Origin of the sequence: Shewanella frigidimarina NCIMB 400, from assembly GCF_000014705.1 — a bacterium.
Lineage (GTDB): Bacteria > Pseudomonadota > Gammaproteobacteria > Enterobacterales > Shewanellaceae > Shewanella > Shewanella frigidimarina.
Window position 1 is genome coordinate 2468966 of record NC_008345.1, and the last position, 15794, is coordinate 2484759.

Consider the following 15794-nt stretch of genomic DNA (forward strand, 5'->3'; position numbering starts at 1 on the left):
ATAAAACCAGTATCCATCACGATTAAGCATGAATTATATACACCTAAAGTGACGCACTGCTGTTTTAAACGTGATAGTCACAAGCAAGAGTACAATGGCATTGTTGAATAATGACGAGTAGATTAAACATATCATCTTATAAATTTTAATAAACACAATTTGGTAAGACAAATAATTTAATTTGGTAATGATCAATTGCAATTGTTGGTAACGTGTTATATAAATGTATCTGTTGATTAAAACAACAACATTGGTAATACCAAAATAAACAATTTCTTTGGGGGGAATTATGAAGTTGAATAAAATAGGCGCCATGTTCAGTGGTGCTAAAAACAAAGCCAACAATATAACCATTTTTGGCGCGACTTTAACAGCCATGTTAACCATGCCAGCATTAGCTGCAGAACCAACAGCACAAACTGAAGCAGAAAAAGTTAAAGCAAGTGAAATTGAAGTTATAGCCGTTCGAGGCATATTTGGCAGCTTAAAAGCGGCTAACTTACTTAAACGTACTGACGAACGAATTGTCGATGTTATCGTTGCCGAAGATATTGGTAAATTACCAGACAACAACATTGCTGAAGCATTGCAACGTATAACAGGTGTTTCTATTGAATCTGATTTTGGTGTAGGCGAATCAGTCACTATCCGCGGTGTATCAGAAAACCTCATTTTGCTTAATGGTCGTTCAACAGCAGGCCCTGGGCGAGGTGGTATTAGTTTAGATGACTTCCCTGCTAGCTTCTTAAAAACAGTTGAAGTGATTAAATCTCCAACGCCTGAAATGATTGAAGGTGCTTTAGGTGGCACAGTTAACATGCAAACAGTACGCCCATTAGAACTTAGTGAGCCGCTAGTTGCGATTACCCTCGACGGTGAATACGCAGACAAAACTGAAAATGTTGCCCCAAACTTTACCGCCGCAATCGGTAATAGCTGGGATTTAGGTGATGCCGGTACCTTCGGTGCTGCAGCTAACGTATCGTACCAAGACCGTGAATTACGTCGTGACGAGTATTTTAACAAGGTTGATTTACAAGACGATATCGATTTAGACGGTGATGGCACTGTTGATGTATCTGGTGGCCCTAACGGCAAATACCTTCGTAGAACAGAAAGTACAGTAGAGCAAAAAACAGAACAACGTGAACGTACTGCATTTGGTTTATCACTACAGTGGGCGCCAACCAGCGAAGAGCTTAATTTCTACGTTGACATGAACTCGACAAAACTGGATGGCGGCCAAGCGGCTTATTCAATTCTCGATGTTGGTGGTACCGTGGTGCCAAGAAGTGATTCCTACTACGATGGTAATGGACAACTGCAAAATTACGACCTAAGTGGCGTATTGGTTATTCCTAAAACCTGGAGTGACTTTACAACATCAGAAACAACTTCTCATGCTATCGGCGGTGAGTGGAATATTACTGATAACATCGAAATCTCGGGCGAATATTCAATCTCTAAATCAGAAGAACGTCAAACAGCTTCTGAATTTAACTTGCGCCCAATTGAACGCACAGACCCTACCCTTGATCTAGTAACACATACCAGCACAGCAAGCATGACTAATGGTGGTGGCATTCCATCTTATGTCTTTGAAGACACAGGTATGTTAACTAATCCAGACAACTTGGTATTCCGTGAGTTTTACCACAAAACGTTAGACACAGATAACGAAGAACAAGCATTACGCTTTGACTTCAAAATCCACGATGTGGGTGTAGATTTTATCTCTGCAATCAAAACGGGTGTACGCTTTACCGATAGAGATTACAGTTCAAATCGCTTTGATCTTAAACCTAATGGCAACACGCTTAAAGATTCGTATAAAAAAGCTAAAAATGCAGACGGCTTATATAGCCCAACCTGGATTGATAACCCAATTATCAGCGACAGTTTTACCACTATCAATGCCAGCAACTCATTCGACCAAACCGGTATGTCTGGTCAAAATGACCTACTAACCTACAACGTGTATGACGCTGAAAAACTGCAAGATGCTGAAGCAACTTACTTACTAGCCCAACAAATGCTAGCAGGTACCACTTATGCAATGAACGGTACTTTAGCTGACAACATGGTTGAAGACACTGGCGCATATAAGTTCATCAACGAAAAAACTCGTGCTATTTATGCACAGTTTCATTTAGATTTTGATGACATTACTGCAGTGGTTGGTGGGCGTTATATTCAAACAGAATTAGAATCTAGTATTGTTGATTCTGTAGACAGTAACGGTAACAAAATCCTCAATACTGGTAGTAACGATTATTCAGACTTTTTACCTAGCTTGAATGTCACTTATACTTTATCTGAAGAAACCTTAATGCGTTTTGCAGCAGCTAAAGTGATGCGTCGTGCTGATTTTGATGAATTAAGTCCTGCATTATCAATCGATAACTCTTTAGTTACCGGTACTCAAGGTTCATATCAATTAGAACCGTATCGTGTTACTCAATATGACCTTTCTGTAGAGCATTACTTCGGCGACGGTGGTTTACTTTCTGCGGCAATTTTCTATAAAGATGTTAACTCGTTTACACAAACCGACAGTAGCTGTTTAGCTGATTCAAGCACGATAAGCGGACAAAATACCACCCAGTGGAACAATATATGTTTACTTAACACTGCTGGTCAAAGCCAAGGTGACATTGTTAATGCCACTCAAGACCAAGGTTTAGCATATGTTGATGCTCAAAAAGCGGCAGGTCGCACCGGTATCGTCATCGACACTGATGTAAATGGTGGTAGCGGTGAAGTCAGAGGCTTGGAATTAGGTTACCAGCAACAGTTCAGCTTTTTACCAGGTATTTGGGCAGGTTTAGGTGTTAACGCAAACTATACCTATGCAGATAGTCAGCAACCCGATGGCAATCCATTATTGAATATTTCTAAGCACACCGCTAACACTCAAGTTTACTGGGAAGGTGAAGAAGTTCAGTTACGTTTAGCCTACAACTGGCGTGACCGTTATTTAGACGACCAAAGCACCAAGCGTGTACAAACTGTTGGCGCTTTAGGTTATAACGTTTTCAACCAGAATGACCCTTCAGCTGACAACTACGACCCTACCGTGGGTAACAGCTACCGAGAAGATAGAGGCCAACTTGATTTTTCAGTTAGTTGGGATATCAACGAAAACTTCACTGTTGTAGCCAATGCGGTAAACCTAACGGGTGAACCAATTGTTTATACTACTGAGCTAGATTCTATCTGGGCTTACAGTGAAGCAGACCGTCGCTACACTCTTGGTGTTAGAGCTAAGTTTTAATCAACTGATGTCTTAAAGTAGAGCCTATCAAATTGATAGGCTCTACCATTAACGACAACAATATTATTGACCGTCACTACAAACGATATTAGAGCGTTAAATGGATATGACACTAGCAGCGGCTTAACGCGTTACGTATGTGCAGGGTCATATAAACGATTTATTAGTTGATATAAATGTCGAATTACAAATAGCGATACCTTGCTACCACACCATCATTAATTCTAGTTTTAGTTAACAACCAACAACGCCACCCTTACCAATCACATTTTTGGTATAACCTTGGTGAGATAATTGGTTGACAATAACCTTAGCATTACTTACAATTTTGTAATACCACTTGATAACCAATTCAAGCAAGAGTAAGCATCATTGTTACCGATATTTTCAGTCCGGCAATATTAAATGATAAATAATGAGTCGTTTTGAAGAGTAAACAGGAATACACCATTTGAAAGGACATTAACCCACTCAATTGGCTTATAGCAATCCTGAACTCAAGATGGCTCTTTATACAAATTACATAGCGCACTGGCACATTCGGTGAGCTGAATAAAATTGAAATACGCATTTACCAATATATTTAGGAGTTAGACATGACAAAACCAGTCATCGGTTTTATCGGCCTTGGCCTTATGGGCGGCAACATGGTTGAGAACTTACAAAACAGAGGTTACCAGCTAAATGTAATGGACCTTAACAAAGAAGCGGTTGCTACATGTGTTGCTCGCGGTGCAAAAACCGTAACGACAGCAAAAGAACTTGCTGCATCTAGCGACATCGTTATGCTGTGCTTAACCACATCTGCCGTAGTTGAAAAACTGGTTTATGGTGACGATGGTATTCTGGCGGGCATTAAAGAAGGTTCTGTACTAGTTGATTTTGGTACATCAATTCCTTCATCTACGCGTAAAATTGGTGCAGACCTTGCAGCAAAAGGCGCAGGTATGATTGATGCCCCACTCGGCCGTACTCCTGCTCACGCTAAAGACGGTTTACTAAACATCATGGCAGCTGGCGATCTTGAGACCTTTAATAAGGTTAAGCCAGTATTAGACGAGCAAGGCGAAAACGTCTTCCATTTAGGTGCATTAGGCGCAGGTCACACGACTAAGCTAATCAACAACTTTATGGGTATGACTACCGTTTGTGCTATGTCTCAAGCCTTTGCTGTTGCAGATCTTGCTGGTGTTGACCGTGCGCAACTATTCGACATTATGTCAGCGGGTCCATCTAACTCACCGTTCATGAAATTCTGTAAAAACTATGCAGTAGACGGTGTAAGCGATTTAGGCTTCTCTATTGCTAACGCAAACAAAGATCTTGGCTACTTCTTAAAAATGGTAGAAGACTTAGGCACAGAATCTAAAATTGCTGAAGGTTCATCTGCTAATCTACAAGCTGCATTTGACGCAGGTTTAGGTAACGGCAACGTACCAGAAATTTTCGATTACTTTTTGAAGCTCGCTAAGTAAGCCATTAATTTCCATACATCAAACCTTTTTATCTGTATTAATTGCAGGTAAAAAGGTTTTTTTATGGGTGAATCGTTCACCTCACAACCCTTACTTTTCCAACGTTTACCGTCAATCAGTAAATTGGTTTACCCGCCGCTTATTCATCGTCACAATATCTTGTATCGCTAAAAGACTACCCCAAATAAACCCACTCACACATCCGTTGTAGTCGCCCTTACCTGCTTAACGACTTTTAGTCAGCCCACTATCGACGTATAATATGCACGAATTCTTCAAACGTTAGGCATTAATGAAAAATAACATAGAGATAGTCGATCTACTGCGCGAGCGCATTCCTTCATTTAAATGCAAACCAGGCTGTCATGACTGCTGCGGCCCAGTGACAACATCATCTGCAGAAATGGCGCGTCTACCGGTAAAAACAGATGCCGAACATGAAGCCGCGTTAAAAGAATGGAACTGCGTGTATCTTGGCCCTAATGGTTGCGAAGTGTATGAAGAACGCCCATTGATTTGCCGCTTATTTGGCACAACGCCGCGTATGCCTTGCCCTGAAGATCGCCGCCCAGATGAGATGATTGATACTAGAACTGAGGCTCAAATCCATCACTACATTGCCAACACGCGCCAAGTGTTAGTGTAGCCATGCCTTGTTTACCGCAATTTCTGTTCTCAAGTTTATTGCGGTAAAACGTCTCAAAATATCCTCTCATAAATTAGGCAAATATCATTCATCTGCTGTATTAACATTACTATTCATCTCAAATGGCTGTTTTAGTTGTTAAACAGCTTATTTTTACTACTTTATCAACGTAAATAACAGTTCAATCTGGTCAGCATAATCAATCCGCGGTATTGTTACCCCAAATGAATGCACACGATGGATTTTGATTGTTTACCTATAATATCAACGGTAAAGCGAGCCGCTTTTTCACTTACGCAGATCTCATTAATTGTGGTGCAACTGCGCTCGAACATAATATTGAAAACCTGCCTTTACAGCCTGACACTTGGCGCGCCCTGAGTTTATTGGCCACCCAAATACTTGATCCAATCGTCGACCAATTTGGCCCTATCTCGCTCACCTATGGTTTTTGTTCACCCGAGCTTGTTAGAAAAATAGCTAAAAACCGTAATCCGCATATTGCGCCAAAGCTTGATCAACATTGCTCGCACGAACTCAATCAAAATCAAAAAATCATCTGCGACCGCTTAGGTGCCGCCTGTGACTTTACCCTAGTAAGCAGCAACAATGACCAACCGATTGATATGCAGCAAGTTGCACAATGGATGTGTGAAAACCTGAAATTTGATCGCCTGTACTATTACGGTAAAAATCGACCGATACACATCAGCATTGGCCCGCAAATGAATCAATTTATACAAACCATGAAAACCAATGCCGACACCGGCCACCGTGTACCGTCTAAAAAAGGCCGAAATGAAACGGCAATCGCGGTAATACAACAAGTTGATTATTAATAGCAAAAAGAGGCTACATGGATAAACCTCAAACAGAAATAGATAAAACGTCGCAATGGCTAAACAGTAAAGACACCATGCGGCAGCTCAAAGTATCTTCTTGTCATTTAATGCATATGCGCCAAGCTGGAGAAATTAAGCACAAAAAAAAAGGCAACAGTTTTTGGTACTTAATCGAACAAAAGTAAACCTCGTTGAGATTTATCACCTAAACGAAATGGAAATACATCATGGATGCAGTTTTATTTAAAAAGCTTGTGACAACAATGCCGTTAGGTAAAAAATTACCCGACGCCCATTATTTACACCAGGACGGCCTCGCAGAAATAGATAAGCAACTCAGTGGTTTCATCATTGCGGTGAGTAATGCGTTAAAAATCCCACTCGACGATTGGCAAGTCATTAAGCTCAGTAAAACTGAATTTAAATTATCTCTGTTGTCATACCCTACGTTTTTTACCGAAGCCTACCCTGCACTTACGCAAAGCGTTACCGTTGACTTAAGCAAGCTTGAACATCGCATCACCCAATACTTGTCCAGCGACAATCCACCTATTCTGCATCGCAAAGAAACCATGCTGCCAAGTTCACATGCCAGTTATGATGAATTTGAAGCCATTACCCAAGAAGGTGAAAATGCAGGCTTATATGCCAAAAGCCGCATGATAGGGTTTAAACAGTCATGGGAAAAAATAATCCAACAACACGGCTACGAACTCGTCGACGGTCGGCTATTTAGAAGCTCTAGTTTTAGTGTGCAAACAGACAGCAGCAATATCGACAGACATAAAACGGCATTGGTAAGACACGACTTAAGCTCACCAATGAAGCATCTTGCCAAACAAAGTTATTTAAACGGTGATTACAGTGTATTTGATTATGGATGTGGTCGAGGGGACGATTTAAGAGAACTACAAGCACACGGTTTAGAAGCATTAGGCTGGGACCCAAATTTTTGCCCAGACGCTGACAAAGTTGAATCCGACATTGTTAACATTGGCTTTGTCATTAACGTCATCGAAGATGCAATAGAAAGAACAGAAGCCATACGAGGCGCTTGGCATCTATCTAGAAAGTTATTGGTAGTGTCTGCCATGCTGGCAAACGACAGCTTTATCAGCCAATTTACTCCCTATAAAGACGGTGTCATTACCTCACGCAATACGTTTCAAAAATATTATGCCCAGGCCGAGCTAAAAGGTTATATCGAACGCACGTTAGACGAAAATGCTATCGCTGTTGCACCAGGCATTTATTATATTTTCCGTGACAAAATTGAAGAACAACGCTTTTTAGCCAAGCGGCATCAACGCCATCACCAATGGCACCAAATAACCACACCGACACCAACATCCGAAGAACAAGCCAGATTACTATTCACTCAACATCAAACATTGTTAACCGCGTTTTGGGACAGATGTTTAGAGCTAGGCCGCTTACCAGTAGATGACGAGTTTGCTGAATCGGCCAACATCACAATGCATTTTGGTAATGCTAAAAAAGCCTTTAAATTACTGATACAAGTGCAAGGTGAATCAGCTGAACTCGAATTTAAACAAGCCATAGCCTTAAGACGTGAAGACTTACTAGTATACTTTGCATTAAGTCAGTTCGAACAACACAAAGGTTACAGTCGATTACCCGACGAGCAAAAACGCGACATCAAAATATTTTTTGATACTTACAAGGTCGCCATTAATGAAGCCAAAGTATTATTATTTGCCATCGCAGATACCCAACTAATTGAAAAAGCTTGTACCGACGCACACGACAACAAACTGCCCGCAAGTAAACTCAATAACGGACACTCGTTAGAGTTCCATAAAAAATACTTAAGTTACCTGCCCGCATTACTGCGTGTCTATGTTGGCGCAGCTGTGCAACTGTATGGCGAACTGGATGAAATCGATTTGGTAAAAATCCATATCACTTCAGGTAAAGTCAGCTTTATGGGCTACGACAACTTCGACACCAGCCCACTCCCCACCTTACGTGAACGTATCAAGGTTAAGATGTGGCAGCTCGATGTAGATTTTTTTGATTACGTGGAAGTAGATAAACGGCCGGTGTTGATCAATAAAGAGCAATATATGAACAAAAATGTTGAGACGTAAACTTATACGTCTCAACATACAACATTAAAAGAAAGTAATATTATCAAGTGCGATTTAAGTATTTTCAGTTAAAAACTCTAATGTTTGATTAAATAGTATGTCTGTGGCTAGTGGTTCACCTATGTTATTGATAATCCAATCATCAATATGTTTAAGGCCGCCATTGCAGTATCCTTCAAAGATACTTATTGCTTCCCTTAGATTTTCATCTTTGAGGATGTCTAGTGATTTATTTTTTGCTAAAGCAATTAAATAAATATATGAGTCATGTTTAGTACTTGCATATGTCTCAAGTATAAGCGGAGTGCTATCCGCTTTTGATTTCAAAGGCTGAAAATCATCAAGCTGAAACCCCACAAGAGCTGCAAAAACCATTAACTCTTTAATAGTACCAAATATAAAATTGTCATTAGTATTATTTTTTGTTGCGCACAGCTTCTTTTCAAGCGCTATATATCGAGAATCTCTGCTAACAGAAAGTTTACGCCAATCCATTAATTCAGCCATTAGTAAGAACCTCTTCAATTGTTACTTTATCAAATTCACTACCAAATCGAACAACATCGTGTTCCTTGCCTTGAACAATTAATTTAGTAGGGTATTGCCCCTTAAACTCTTTCTCTGTTAACACTGTATGCTGTACTAAGTTGTATTCTTTACCTATTTTATCGCGAATACCTATATCTGTATGTTTTTCCGTCCATTGTGCTTGTGAAAACATGAATATAGATTGTTCGACAGAATCAGCTATGTAACGAACCAATTCACGTCCATTATCCGGCCCGATAAAAGCTAAAATAGAATCTGCAATAAAAGGAGCAATTGTCCCGGGGGTTAAAAGATGCTGTTTACTATTTACCCTGCCTTTTGAGAATTGAATTAAAGCAACAATAAAAGAAATTGACAACATGGCTTGATATCCATTACCTGCAGCAACACGTTTTCCTTCCTTATCCACAATAGTCCAAGTAAAGCTACCACTCCCTGAACTAGAATCTTTTTTAACTGTATAACCGTTGAATGCAACACGACCAAAAAATTCTTGCATCTTTTTCAATAAAATTAAATCTACCCCTTCTTTAGATGAACTAATAGATTTATTGAAAAGTTCTATTATTTTATCTGTTGCAATAATCAAACTTCTAAACTTATCAGCTCTAGGTTGTGTTGATGAAAGACGCATGACTTTACTATCGATATCTTTTATATCAACTGTCGCTTGACGAATCTTAACCTCTAATTTAGGTATTTGATCTCTTAATTGATTACATTCTCTTTTAGCTGATTCTCTTTTGTTTTCGATTATTTTAATATCATCTATATCAGATTCGACAATTGTATGGCTAAGTTCATTTATACTTTTTTTAAGCTCACTAATTCGATCTTGACAATCGTCAATCTGACTCAGAAGGTTAGCCATTGCTTGCTTAGGGGATGAAAAACTTGCAAGATTAGTATGTAATTCTTCAGCTCTTTGCCATCGACGCTTAAGCTCAGGATCGACAGCAGACTTTTCCAATTGTGCAATTATTTCAGCTGCCGAGCTATTATTTTTAATAGCTGCGCCACAAATGCACTCTTGATTAGCTCTAATAGCTTTAATTAACTGTTTATCGACTGTATAACGTGACGAATTATTAAGTTCCGCGATGTCAATTTTTGAGAGTTCGATCTCCCCTAACTTCTTACTATATGAATTATTAATCCAGTTAAGAATTGATTTAGATTTATCAGCGAGTAATCGAATAAGTTGTCTTTCAAGATCAGACAAAATCTGTTCTTGATGCTTTCTAATCTGTAACTTCTCATCTATGGAGGTTTTGTCAAAGCGTGCAAGATTAGTAATTTGGGATTCATACTCTTTTTCCGCAACCTCTAAAAGCGCTTTTTTTTGTTCAAACTCAACTTGATTTTTAATTAAGTTAGCTTCTAAAAGTTCTTTATTGGAAAGATTATGTTCAATTTCGTTATTAGTATCGAATTGTCTTAATTCTTTCTGATAAGTAATTTTTATACCATTCAAGTGAGTTAATGTTTTCTCAGAGACAGTTAAACCAAGGACTTTACTTATTGCAGACTTGATATGTGAAAAATCATTTTGACTATTTAGGGTTCCTGTTCCCTCTCCTTGATAAAAGAAATATTGAGACATTTCTTTCGGTAATAGAGTATTAATTAAAGTGTTTGGGTTTTTCTCTTGTTGTTGTGAGTAGCACCCCTCTTTAATTTCAAAAACTTGAAGGTTACTATCTGATTTTGAACGTGATTTTGTTCTTCTTATTTCTAACAAACGATTTTCATGAACTAGTTGGATATACACACTAAAAGTGTTAATTCCTTGTGATAATGCATGTTTATTCAATAGATGTTTAGAGTCTTGCAAATTATCTGTTGTTTCTTCATATAAACACCAGCGTAAAGCATTCAATAGTGCGGTTTTTCCGCCATTGTTTTCTCCATGAATCAGAGTAACCCCTTTATTGCTCTCAGATGCAAAATCAATGATCTGTTTACCATAAAACTGACGGAAATTATTTATCTCTAATTTAATTAATTTCATTGATAATGTCTTCCACATTAATATCGATAATTTCTTTAATTTTCTGCAAATGCCTACCTGATGAGCTATCTCCGTAATACAGCTCTTTCTCAAACTCTATTATTTGTAATGCAGCCCGATGTACTGCGGAGATTTTAGAGAAGTCTTCGTGAGCAATTTCTGTTGCTTTATGTGCTTCTTGAAGCATAGCTTTTAGTTTGTCTAAATTCATTAGCAAATACCTAATTCAATAACTCTTTTCTCAACATATTTACGGTTGAGGGCTGTTAATTTAAAATCGTTAATTCTGGTTAATTCTGCTTTACGTAAATTTTGACTTGCATTACTAAGAACTCCAGGCCGAGGTAGAACAACAAAATCAACAATTAATGCTTCACTTTTTCCTTCAGATCTTCTGAGAACTCGTCCTCTGCGTTGAACATACTGTCGAGGGTTTCGAGTACTTGCCAAGATAAAAGCACTTCTACAAACAGGAACATCGATGCCTTCATCTAATACTTTCATAGCAACTAAAGAATCAGTAACTTGATTGATAAAGTCAGTCATAATCTGTCGACGCTCAGAACTATTTTCTAGTGATGTAAATTTAGCTACTCGACATCCATGTTCATGTAAACGATTTGTAACTCGAGTAATATACGGAACATCATCATCAATAGCGTAACCTTCACCTACATAAATTAAAGAATGCTTTAATGACATCTCAGGATGAAGACTAATGTAGTTAATCAAAGCCGGTAACTTACCTTTACAAGTTGCAAGCAATCTTGAACGCTTACCACAAAGACTTGTTAGAATTACTTTCTCCTCAGACGTTAAACTACCTCCTCTAGACTTTAAAAATAACTTTAAAATCTTAGATGAGAAATCTTCGTATAGTTCCTGTTCATCATCATCCAGATATGCTGGCACTAAGTCGTATTTATAAGGGGCTAAAATACCATCTCTTATAGCGTCGCTTAGAGAATACTCGCTAACAATACCATGAAAGTAAGCAAGCAAATTTTGCTTCACAGTATCAGCAAACGGAGATCCCTCTATCTCGTCATCTTCACTTCGAAATGGGGTAGCAGAAAGACCTAAACGATATTTACATTGAGGAAGGGAAACAGATAACCCCTCACTTCCTAAGTGATGGCACTCATCACCAATCAATAACATATCATCATGTGGTATCTTATTAAGCTTTGAAATAAACATATCCGAAGACATGGTCTTATTAACTACAACAATACAAACAAAATCTAATACACCGGTTCGAAATCTTAAAATCTTTTTATCTAAGACGGAAGACCATTGTTGACTGCTTTCGTAACACTTCACTGCAGTAATATTGAATGCAGTAAGCTCATCAACCCATTGATTAGCTAGTTCAATATAAGGAACACTAATAATAACAAATGTTGGCAACTGCTTTTTATGACGTAACTCATATAAATCAACCATTGCACAAATAGATGTGAATGTTTTGCCAGACCCTGTAGCCAATTTAAAAAGCCCTTTATAATCGGCCTTGACCCAACTTTCAATTGCTTCTAACTGATGCGAAAACAACCCAAATGCCTTGCCTTTTACCATTAAGGGTTTACGAGGTAATTTAGTTTCGATATTAGGCTTCGTTAGACTTTTATCAGATTTAGGAAAACTATAACTAAAAAATGGTTCTGCATTTAAATCTAAATGCCCAAAAATCTCTTTACGTAATTGTTTTAGATCCACTCTAGCTTGAATTTTTTTGTATGCGTCGGAGTCTAAAGCAATCACCTTAGCTCTTTGCTTCTTGTTATCCCAAAGAGAGTTGAAATTATCAACTTCCACTTGTCCATATTCCGCAAAAGATTCACGCCAATTAAAAAATACAGAAATTTCTTCTGAATTATATTTAGAGAGGCCTGCTAAAGTTTCATTAGCCGAACCACTAAAAACAACAACCTCTTCATCTAGGTAGAAAATGCCAATTTTTTTATGAAACATTCCTTGATGAGTAAAAGCAAATTTAATTTCTAACTGCTGATTAGCAATCAAATATGTCAACAGACGTAGTTTAGAGTCATTGGTTTGAATAAGTAATTCACTCAATTCCGTAGATCTTTCGCAGGCAGGGTTTAACACTCCTTCCATAACAGCTTCATATTCTCTGTCAGATAAAGGATCACCAATTATCAATCTCATTTTTCCATTGGTAAGAATAAACTTCTCAAGTCCAATAGCTGCTGATGCAAGAACATCGGATGAAAAATACCCTACGGCACGATCATATGCAGTTGCTTGTGACAACAACTTAATATGAAAACTATTAAGAATATCATCCTCATCCGAATCATACTTTGGTTTTAGACCCAAATCTGAAAAACTCATAAGAAAACCTATTTAAGCCATTGATTTAGGTTTGTCCATGCGTTTTTGAGTAGCAGCATGGTTCTTTCATCAATAGCATTTTTATCCCACTCATCTGCAAATGTAACTTCTTCATATTTACTCTCTAAAAGCAATATGGATGCATGTCTCTTTGCTTCATCAGAGATAATAGATTTTTCAGAGAAAATACTATTGATGTTCTCAAGAGAGTCGTTAGATAATGCATCTAACATATTTTGCTTAATGCTGTACCATGAAGTCTTTGTAGAAGATGTAATAATATTATCACGAGCATCTACAAGCACATTACCTAATTTGTTAAATACTTCCGGGTTGAAAATATTAGGATCAGACCATCCTGACGAAGAAGTCCCTCCGCTATAAACTTTTTTAATACGGTCTTTATTAGAAACCAATTCCCACATAATTGGAGTTATAAATTGAGTTATTGGTTCTTCAGATCTTATAAAGTTTTCACCTTCTAACTTAACACCATGAAATCCCGCTAACAATAATAACTTTATACTTTTTGACTTAGTTAAAAGTGGCTGTTTTGAACAAATATCCAACCATTTTTCATACGCGCCATCTTTAGGTGACTCTTTATCAATAATTTTACTTTCAAGTTCTTGAACAAAAAAAGCTTTTACAGCATCCACATTAAATTCTTCAGAACTTATTGTACTATCTTTTAATTTGTAAGCTTTAGAGTGAACACCTGAAATATCGAAACCTTTTTCATGCAGTTTCTTATAAACACCATCAATACCATCTGCGCCACCACTCATAGCTCGCCACAATACACTAAATGCTGTTATTGCCTTTAAAACTTTAATAAAACTAGAGTCGACATTACCGACAAACTGATACTTTTCGTCTTGTAACATGAACTGAATTAGTAATGGCTGAACAATATCGTGTTTCATATCTACAAGGTAACGTAAACACACATTGGCAGTATCCAAATCAGAATTAGATACAAGTCCATTAACGTCAGGAACTGGAGACTGCCAATGATCAAATAAAAATTTTGCTGTAGAGCCTAATTGAGCTAAATATTCATCTTTATTTACATATGCACATTGTTCATAACTTTTTAACATAGCATCACGCTGATCTCGTAAACTTGTTACCTTTACCCTACCGTCATAGGCCCGAATAAAAGCTAATATAAGTGCCTTAGTCTTGTCATTTTTATCTTTGCTCTTAATCATCCTCTCGAAGCGATCTGTAATCGAATTAAGCGATAACATAGCTTCATCAACTCCAGGTTCACCTTCATTACGTTTATAACCAATATGTTCAATAACTTTCGGAACAAAAGTTTCTATCGCTGTTAAGGGCTCACCAGTCGTATTAAGGGCTTCAAACATGTCAAAAGCATAGGATTCATTGTTAACTTCAACAAAAGTAAGACAAACTCTATGTAACAAGAATTTAGTAAAAGCTGTAATGAAAATAATATCTTGAATCTTAGTGTTATTTTTCGATGCTTTTAATAAACTTTCATCAATAGGAAAATCTAAACATATATCTAAAGTATCAACATTTACGAAATCACTAATCAGGAGTTTTTCTTCACCATCTTCATCTTGGTTTTTGAACTGAAAACCATTTTGTATACAATTAAGCTGCCTTCTGATTTCTTTAACATTATTTACAACTCGTTTACATGAGTCACTTAGCACACTAAGATCTATTTCTTTGAAAATTGTTGAACCGTCTGACTCAATAATATGTCTTTGATAGCTGATAAGTAATTCAGAAATAGGACTTTCATATACTGCATTTTTCTCATCTTTACCCCAACAATCTAATTGTGAACGAATAATCTTCGGAAGATATTTATATAAACTATGCTCAGCAGTAGTTTCAATTACAAAGTTTGATGTGTCTAAAATACTTTGTGAAACAATTTCTCTTAAATTTTCAAGAGTATCGATTGCATCATCATCTACTTCATCTTCTATTGATTTCTTCAGTTTAGGTAAAAGAAAACGTAATCTTTCGTTAAGACACATGATAATGATAGCTAGAGTAGATAAACGCTGTTGGCCGTCAATAATGAGTTTTATATGGGTAGGTGTGTGTCGTTTAGCTAAAGGATATATAGTTTGTGCGCCACTATCGTCCACACTAAGTATTGATCCAAGAAATATAATTGCGTCAGATGAATCTAGGAGATTTCTAAACACATTGTCGCAATCAGAAAACAAATCTTTGATATGGGCTTCTTCCCATGAGTAAGGTCTCTGGTAAGCAGGCATGTAAAAGCCTGTATTTTTTCTATCGCATAGTACATCAAATACAGATTGAGGATCAGCTTTGAAAATATCCAACGATTTTTGCATTAAAAGTCTCCGAAATTCAAAATCTTATCCAAATAACTAGTAGCTATATGTGGTATAAGAATATGAGCAATTAAAATTTCGTAGTGGCAAAAATTTCAAAGAAGACGTATGAATAGATCTAAGGCTTATCTAATAATCCTTCAACTTAAAGACGAATTCCTTTCGTAGCACTACAAT

General features: G+C 37.4%; 11 protein-coding genes. 6 read left to right on the top strand and 5 right to left on the bottom strand.

Features of this window, described 5'->3' with window-relative positions; translation table 11 throughout:
* Window positions 1-289 precede the first annotated feature (289 nt).
* The 6 genes from SFRI_RS10700 to SFRI_RS10720 all read left to right on the top strand — a co-directional run bounded on the left by SFRI_RS10700 (window position 290) and on the right by SFRI_RS10720 (window position 8348).
* Entirely contained in the window at window positions 290-3274 is a 2985-nt protein-coding gene (locus SFRI_RS10700) for a TonB-dependent receptor (RefSeq protein ID WP_011637535.1), read from the top strand.
* A gap of 596 nt (window positions 3275-3870) precedes the next feature.
* Entirely contained in the window at window positions 3871-4749 is an 879-nt protein-coding gene (locus SFRI_RS10705) for an NAD(P)-dependent oxidoreductase (protein WP_011637536.1), read from the top strand.
* A gap of 292 nt (window positions 4750-5041) precedes the next feature.
* Window positions 5042-5395, top strand: coding sequence for a YkgJ family cysteine cluster protein (locus SFRI_RS10710; protein ID WP_011637537.1), 354 nt, complete (start codon window positions 5042-5044; stop codon window positions 5393-5395).
* A 248-nt stretch (window positions 5396-5643) separates the two neighbouring features.
* A complete protein-coding gene (locus SFRI_RS10715; RefSeq protein WP_011637538.1) occupies window positions 5644-6234 on the top strand; it encodes a hypothetical protein in 591 nt (196 codons plus the stop codon).
* Between the two features lie 17 nt (window positions 6235-6251).
* Window positions 6252-6422: a hypothetical protein gene (locus SFRI_RS21670; RefSeq protein WP_167526094.1), complete on the top strand. Its 171-nt coding sequence runs from the start codon at window positions 6252-6254 to the stop codon at window positions 6420-6422.
* Window positions 6423-6464: 42 nt separating this feature from the next.
* A complete protein-coding gene (locus SFRI_RS10720; protein ID WP_081430134.1) occupies window positions 6465-8348 on the top strand; it encodes a DNA phosphorothioation-associated putative methyltransferase in 1884 nt (627 codons plus the stop codon).
* A gap of 54 nt (window positions 8349-8402) precedes the next feature.
* Here SFRI_RS10720 and SFRI_RS10725 read toward each other — a convergent pair whose 3' ends face one another.
* From SFRI_RS10725 to SFRI_RS10745, 5 genes are read right to left on the bottom strand one after another with little or no spacing between them, the layout of a single operon-like run.
* Window positions 8403-8855, bottom strand: coding sequence for a hypothetical protein (locus SFRI_RS10725; protein WP_041412962.1), 453 nt, complete (start codon window positions 8853-8855; stop codon window positions 8403-8405).
* Entirely contained in the window at window positions 8848-10908 is a 2061-nt protein-coding gene (locus tag SFRI_RS10730) for an AAA family ATPase (RefSeq protein WP_011637541.1), read from the bottom strand. The genes SFRI_RS10725 and SFRI_RS10730 overlap by 8 nt, the downstream gene beginning before the upstream one ends.
* Window positions 10895-11119 (bottom strand): CxC ATPase DNA modification system associated small protein, encoded by a 225-nt coding sequence (locus SFRI_RS10735; RefSeq protein WP_011637542.1) that lies wholly within the window; start codon window positions 11117-11119, stop codon window positions 10895-10897. The genes SFRI_RS10730 and SFRI_RS10735 overlap by 14 nt, the downstream gene beginning before the upstream one ends.
* Window positions 11119-13266, bottom strand: coding sequence for a DEAD/DEAH box helicase family protein (locus SFRI_RS10740; protein ID WP_011637543.1), 2148 nt, complete (start codon window positions 13264-13266; stop codon window positions 11119-11121). Before SFRI_RS10740 ends, SFRI_RS10735 begins: the two co-directional genes overlap by 1 nt.
* 8 nt (window positions 13267-13274) lie before the next feature.
* On the bottom strand, window positions 13275-15617 hold the full coding sequence (locus SFRI_RS10745) for a DUF262 domain-containing protein (protein WP_011637544.1): 2343 nt from the start codon (window positions 15615-15617) through the stop codon (window positions 13275-13277).
* Window positions 15618-15794: the final 177 nt, after the last annotated feature.

What these genes read in the sequence shown, in the direction of transcription:
- SFRI_RS10700 (WP_011637535.1), top strand. Translation starts at nt 290, where the DNA reads ATGAAGTTGAATAAAATAGGCGCCATGTTCAGTGGTGCTAAAAACAAA.
- SFRI_RS10705 (WP_011637536.1), top strand. Translation starts at nt 3,871, where the DNA reads ATGACAAAACCAGTCATCGGTTTTATCGGCCTTGGCCTTATGGGCGGC.
- SFRI_RS10710 (WP_011637537.1), top strand. Translation starts at nt 5,042, where the DNA reads ATGAAAAATAACATAGAGATAGTCGATCTACTGCGCGAGCGCATTCCT.
- SFRI_RS21670 (WP_167526094.1), top strand. Translation starts at nt 6,252, where the DNA reads ATGGATAAACCTCAAACAGAAATAGATAAAACGTCGCAATGGCTAAAC.
- SFRI_RS10720 (WP_081430134.1), top strand. Translation starts at nt 6,465, where the DNA reads ATGGATGCAGTTTTATTTAAAAAGCTTGTGACAACAATGCCGTTAGGT.
- SFRI_RS10725 (WP_041412962.1), bottom strand. Translation starts at nt 8,855, where the DNA reads ATGGCTGAATTAATGGATTGGCGTAAACTTTCTGTTAGCAGAGATTCT.
- SFRI_RS10730 (WP_011637541.1), bottom strand. Translation starts at nt 10,908, where the DNA reads ATGAAATTAATTAAATTAGAGATAAATAATTTCCGTCAGTTTTATGGT.
- SFRI_RS10735 (WP_011637542.1), bottom strand. Translation starts at nt 11,119, where the DNA reads ATGAATTTAGACAAACTAAAAGCTATGCTTCAAGAAGCACATAAAGCA.
- SFRI_RS10740 (WP_011637543.1), bottom strand. Translation starts at nt 13,266, where the DNA reads ATGAGTTTTTCAGATTTGGGTCTAAAACCAAAGTATGATTCGGATGAG.
- SFRI_RS10745 (WP_011637544.1), bottom strand. Translation starts at nt 15,617, where the DNA reads ATGCAAAAATCGTTGGATATTTTCAAAGCTGATCCTCAATCTGTATTT.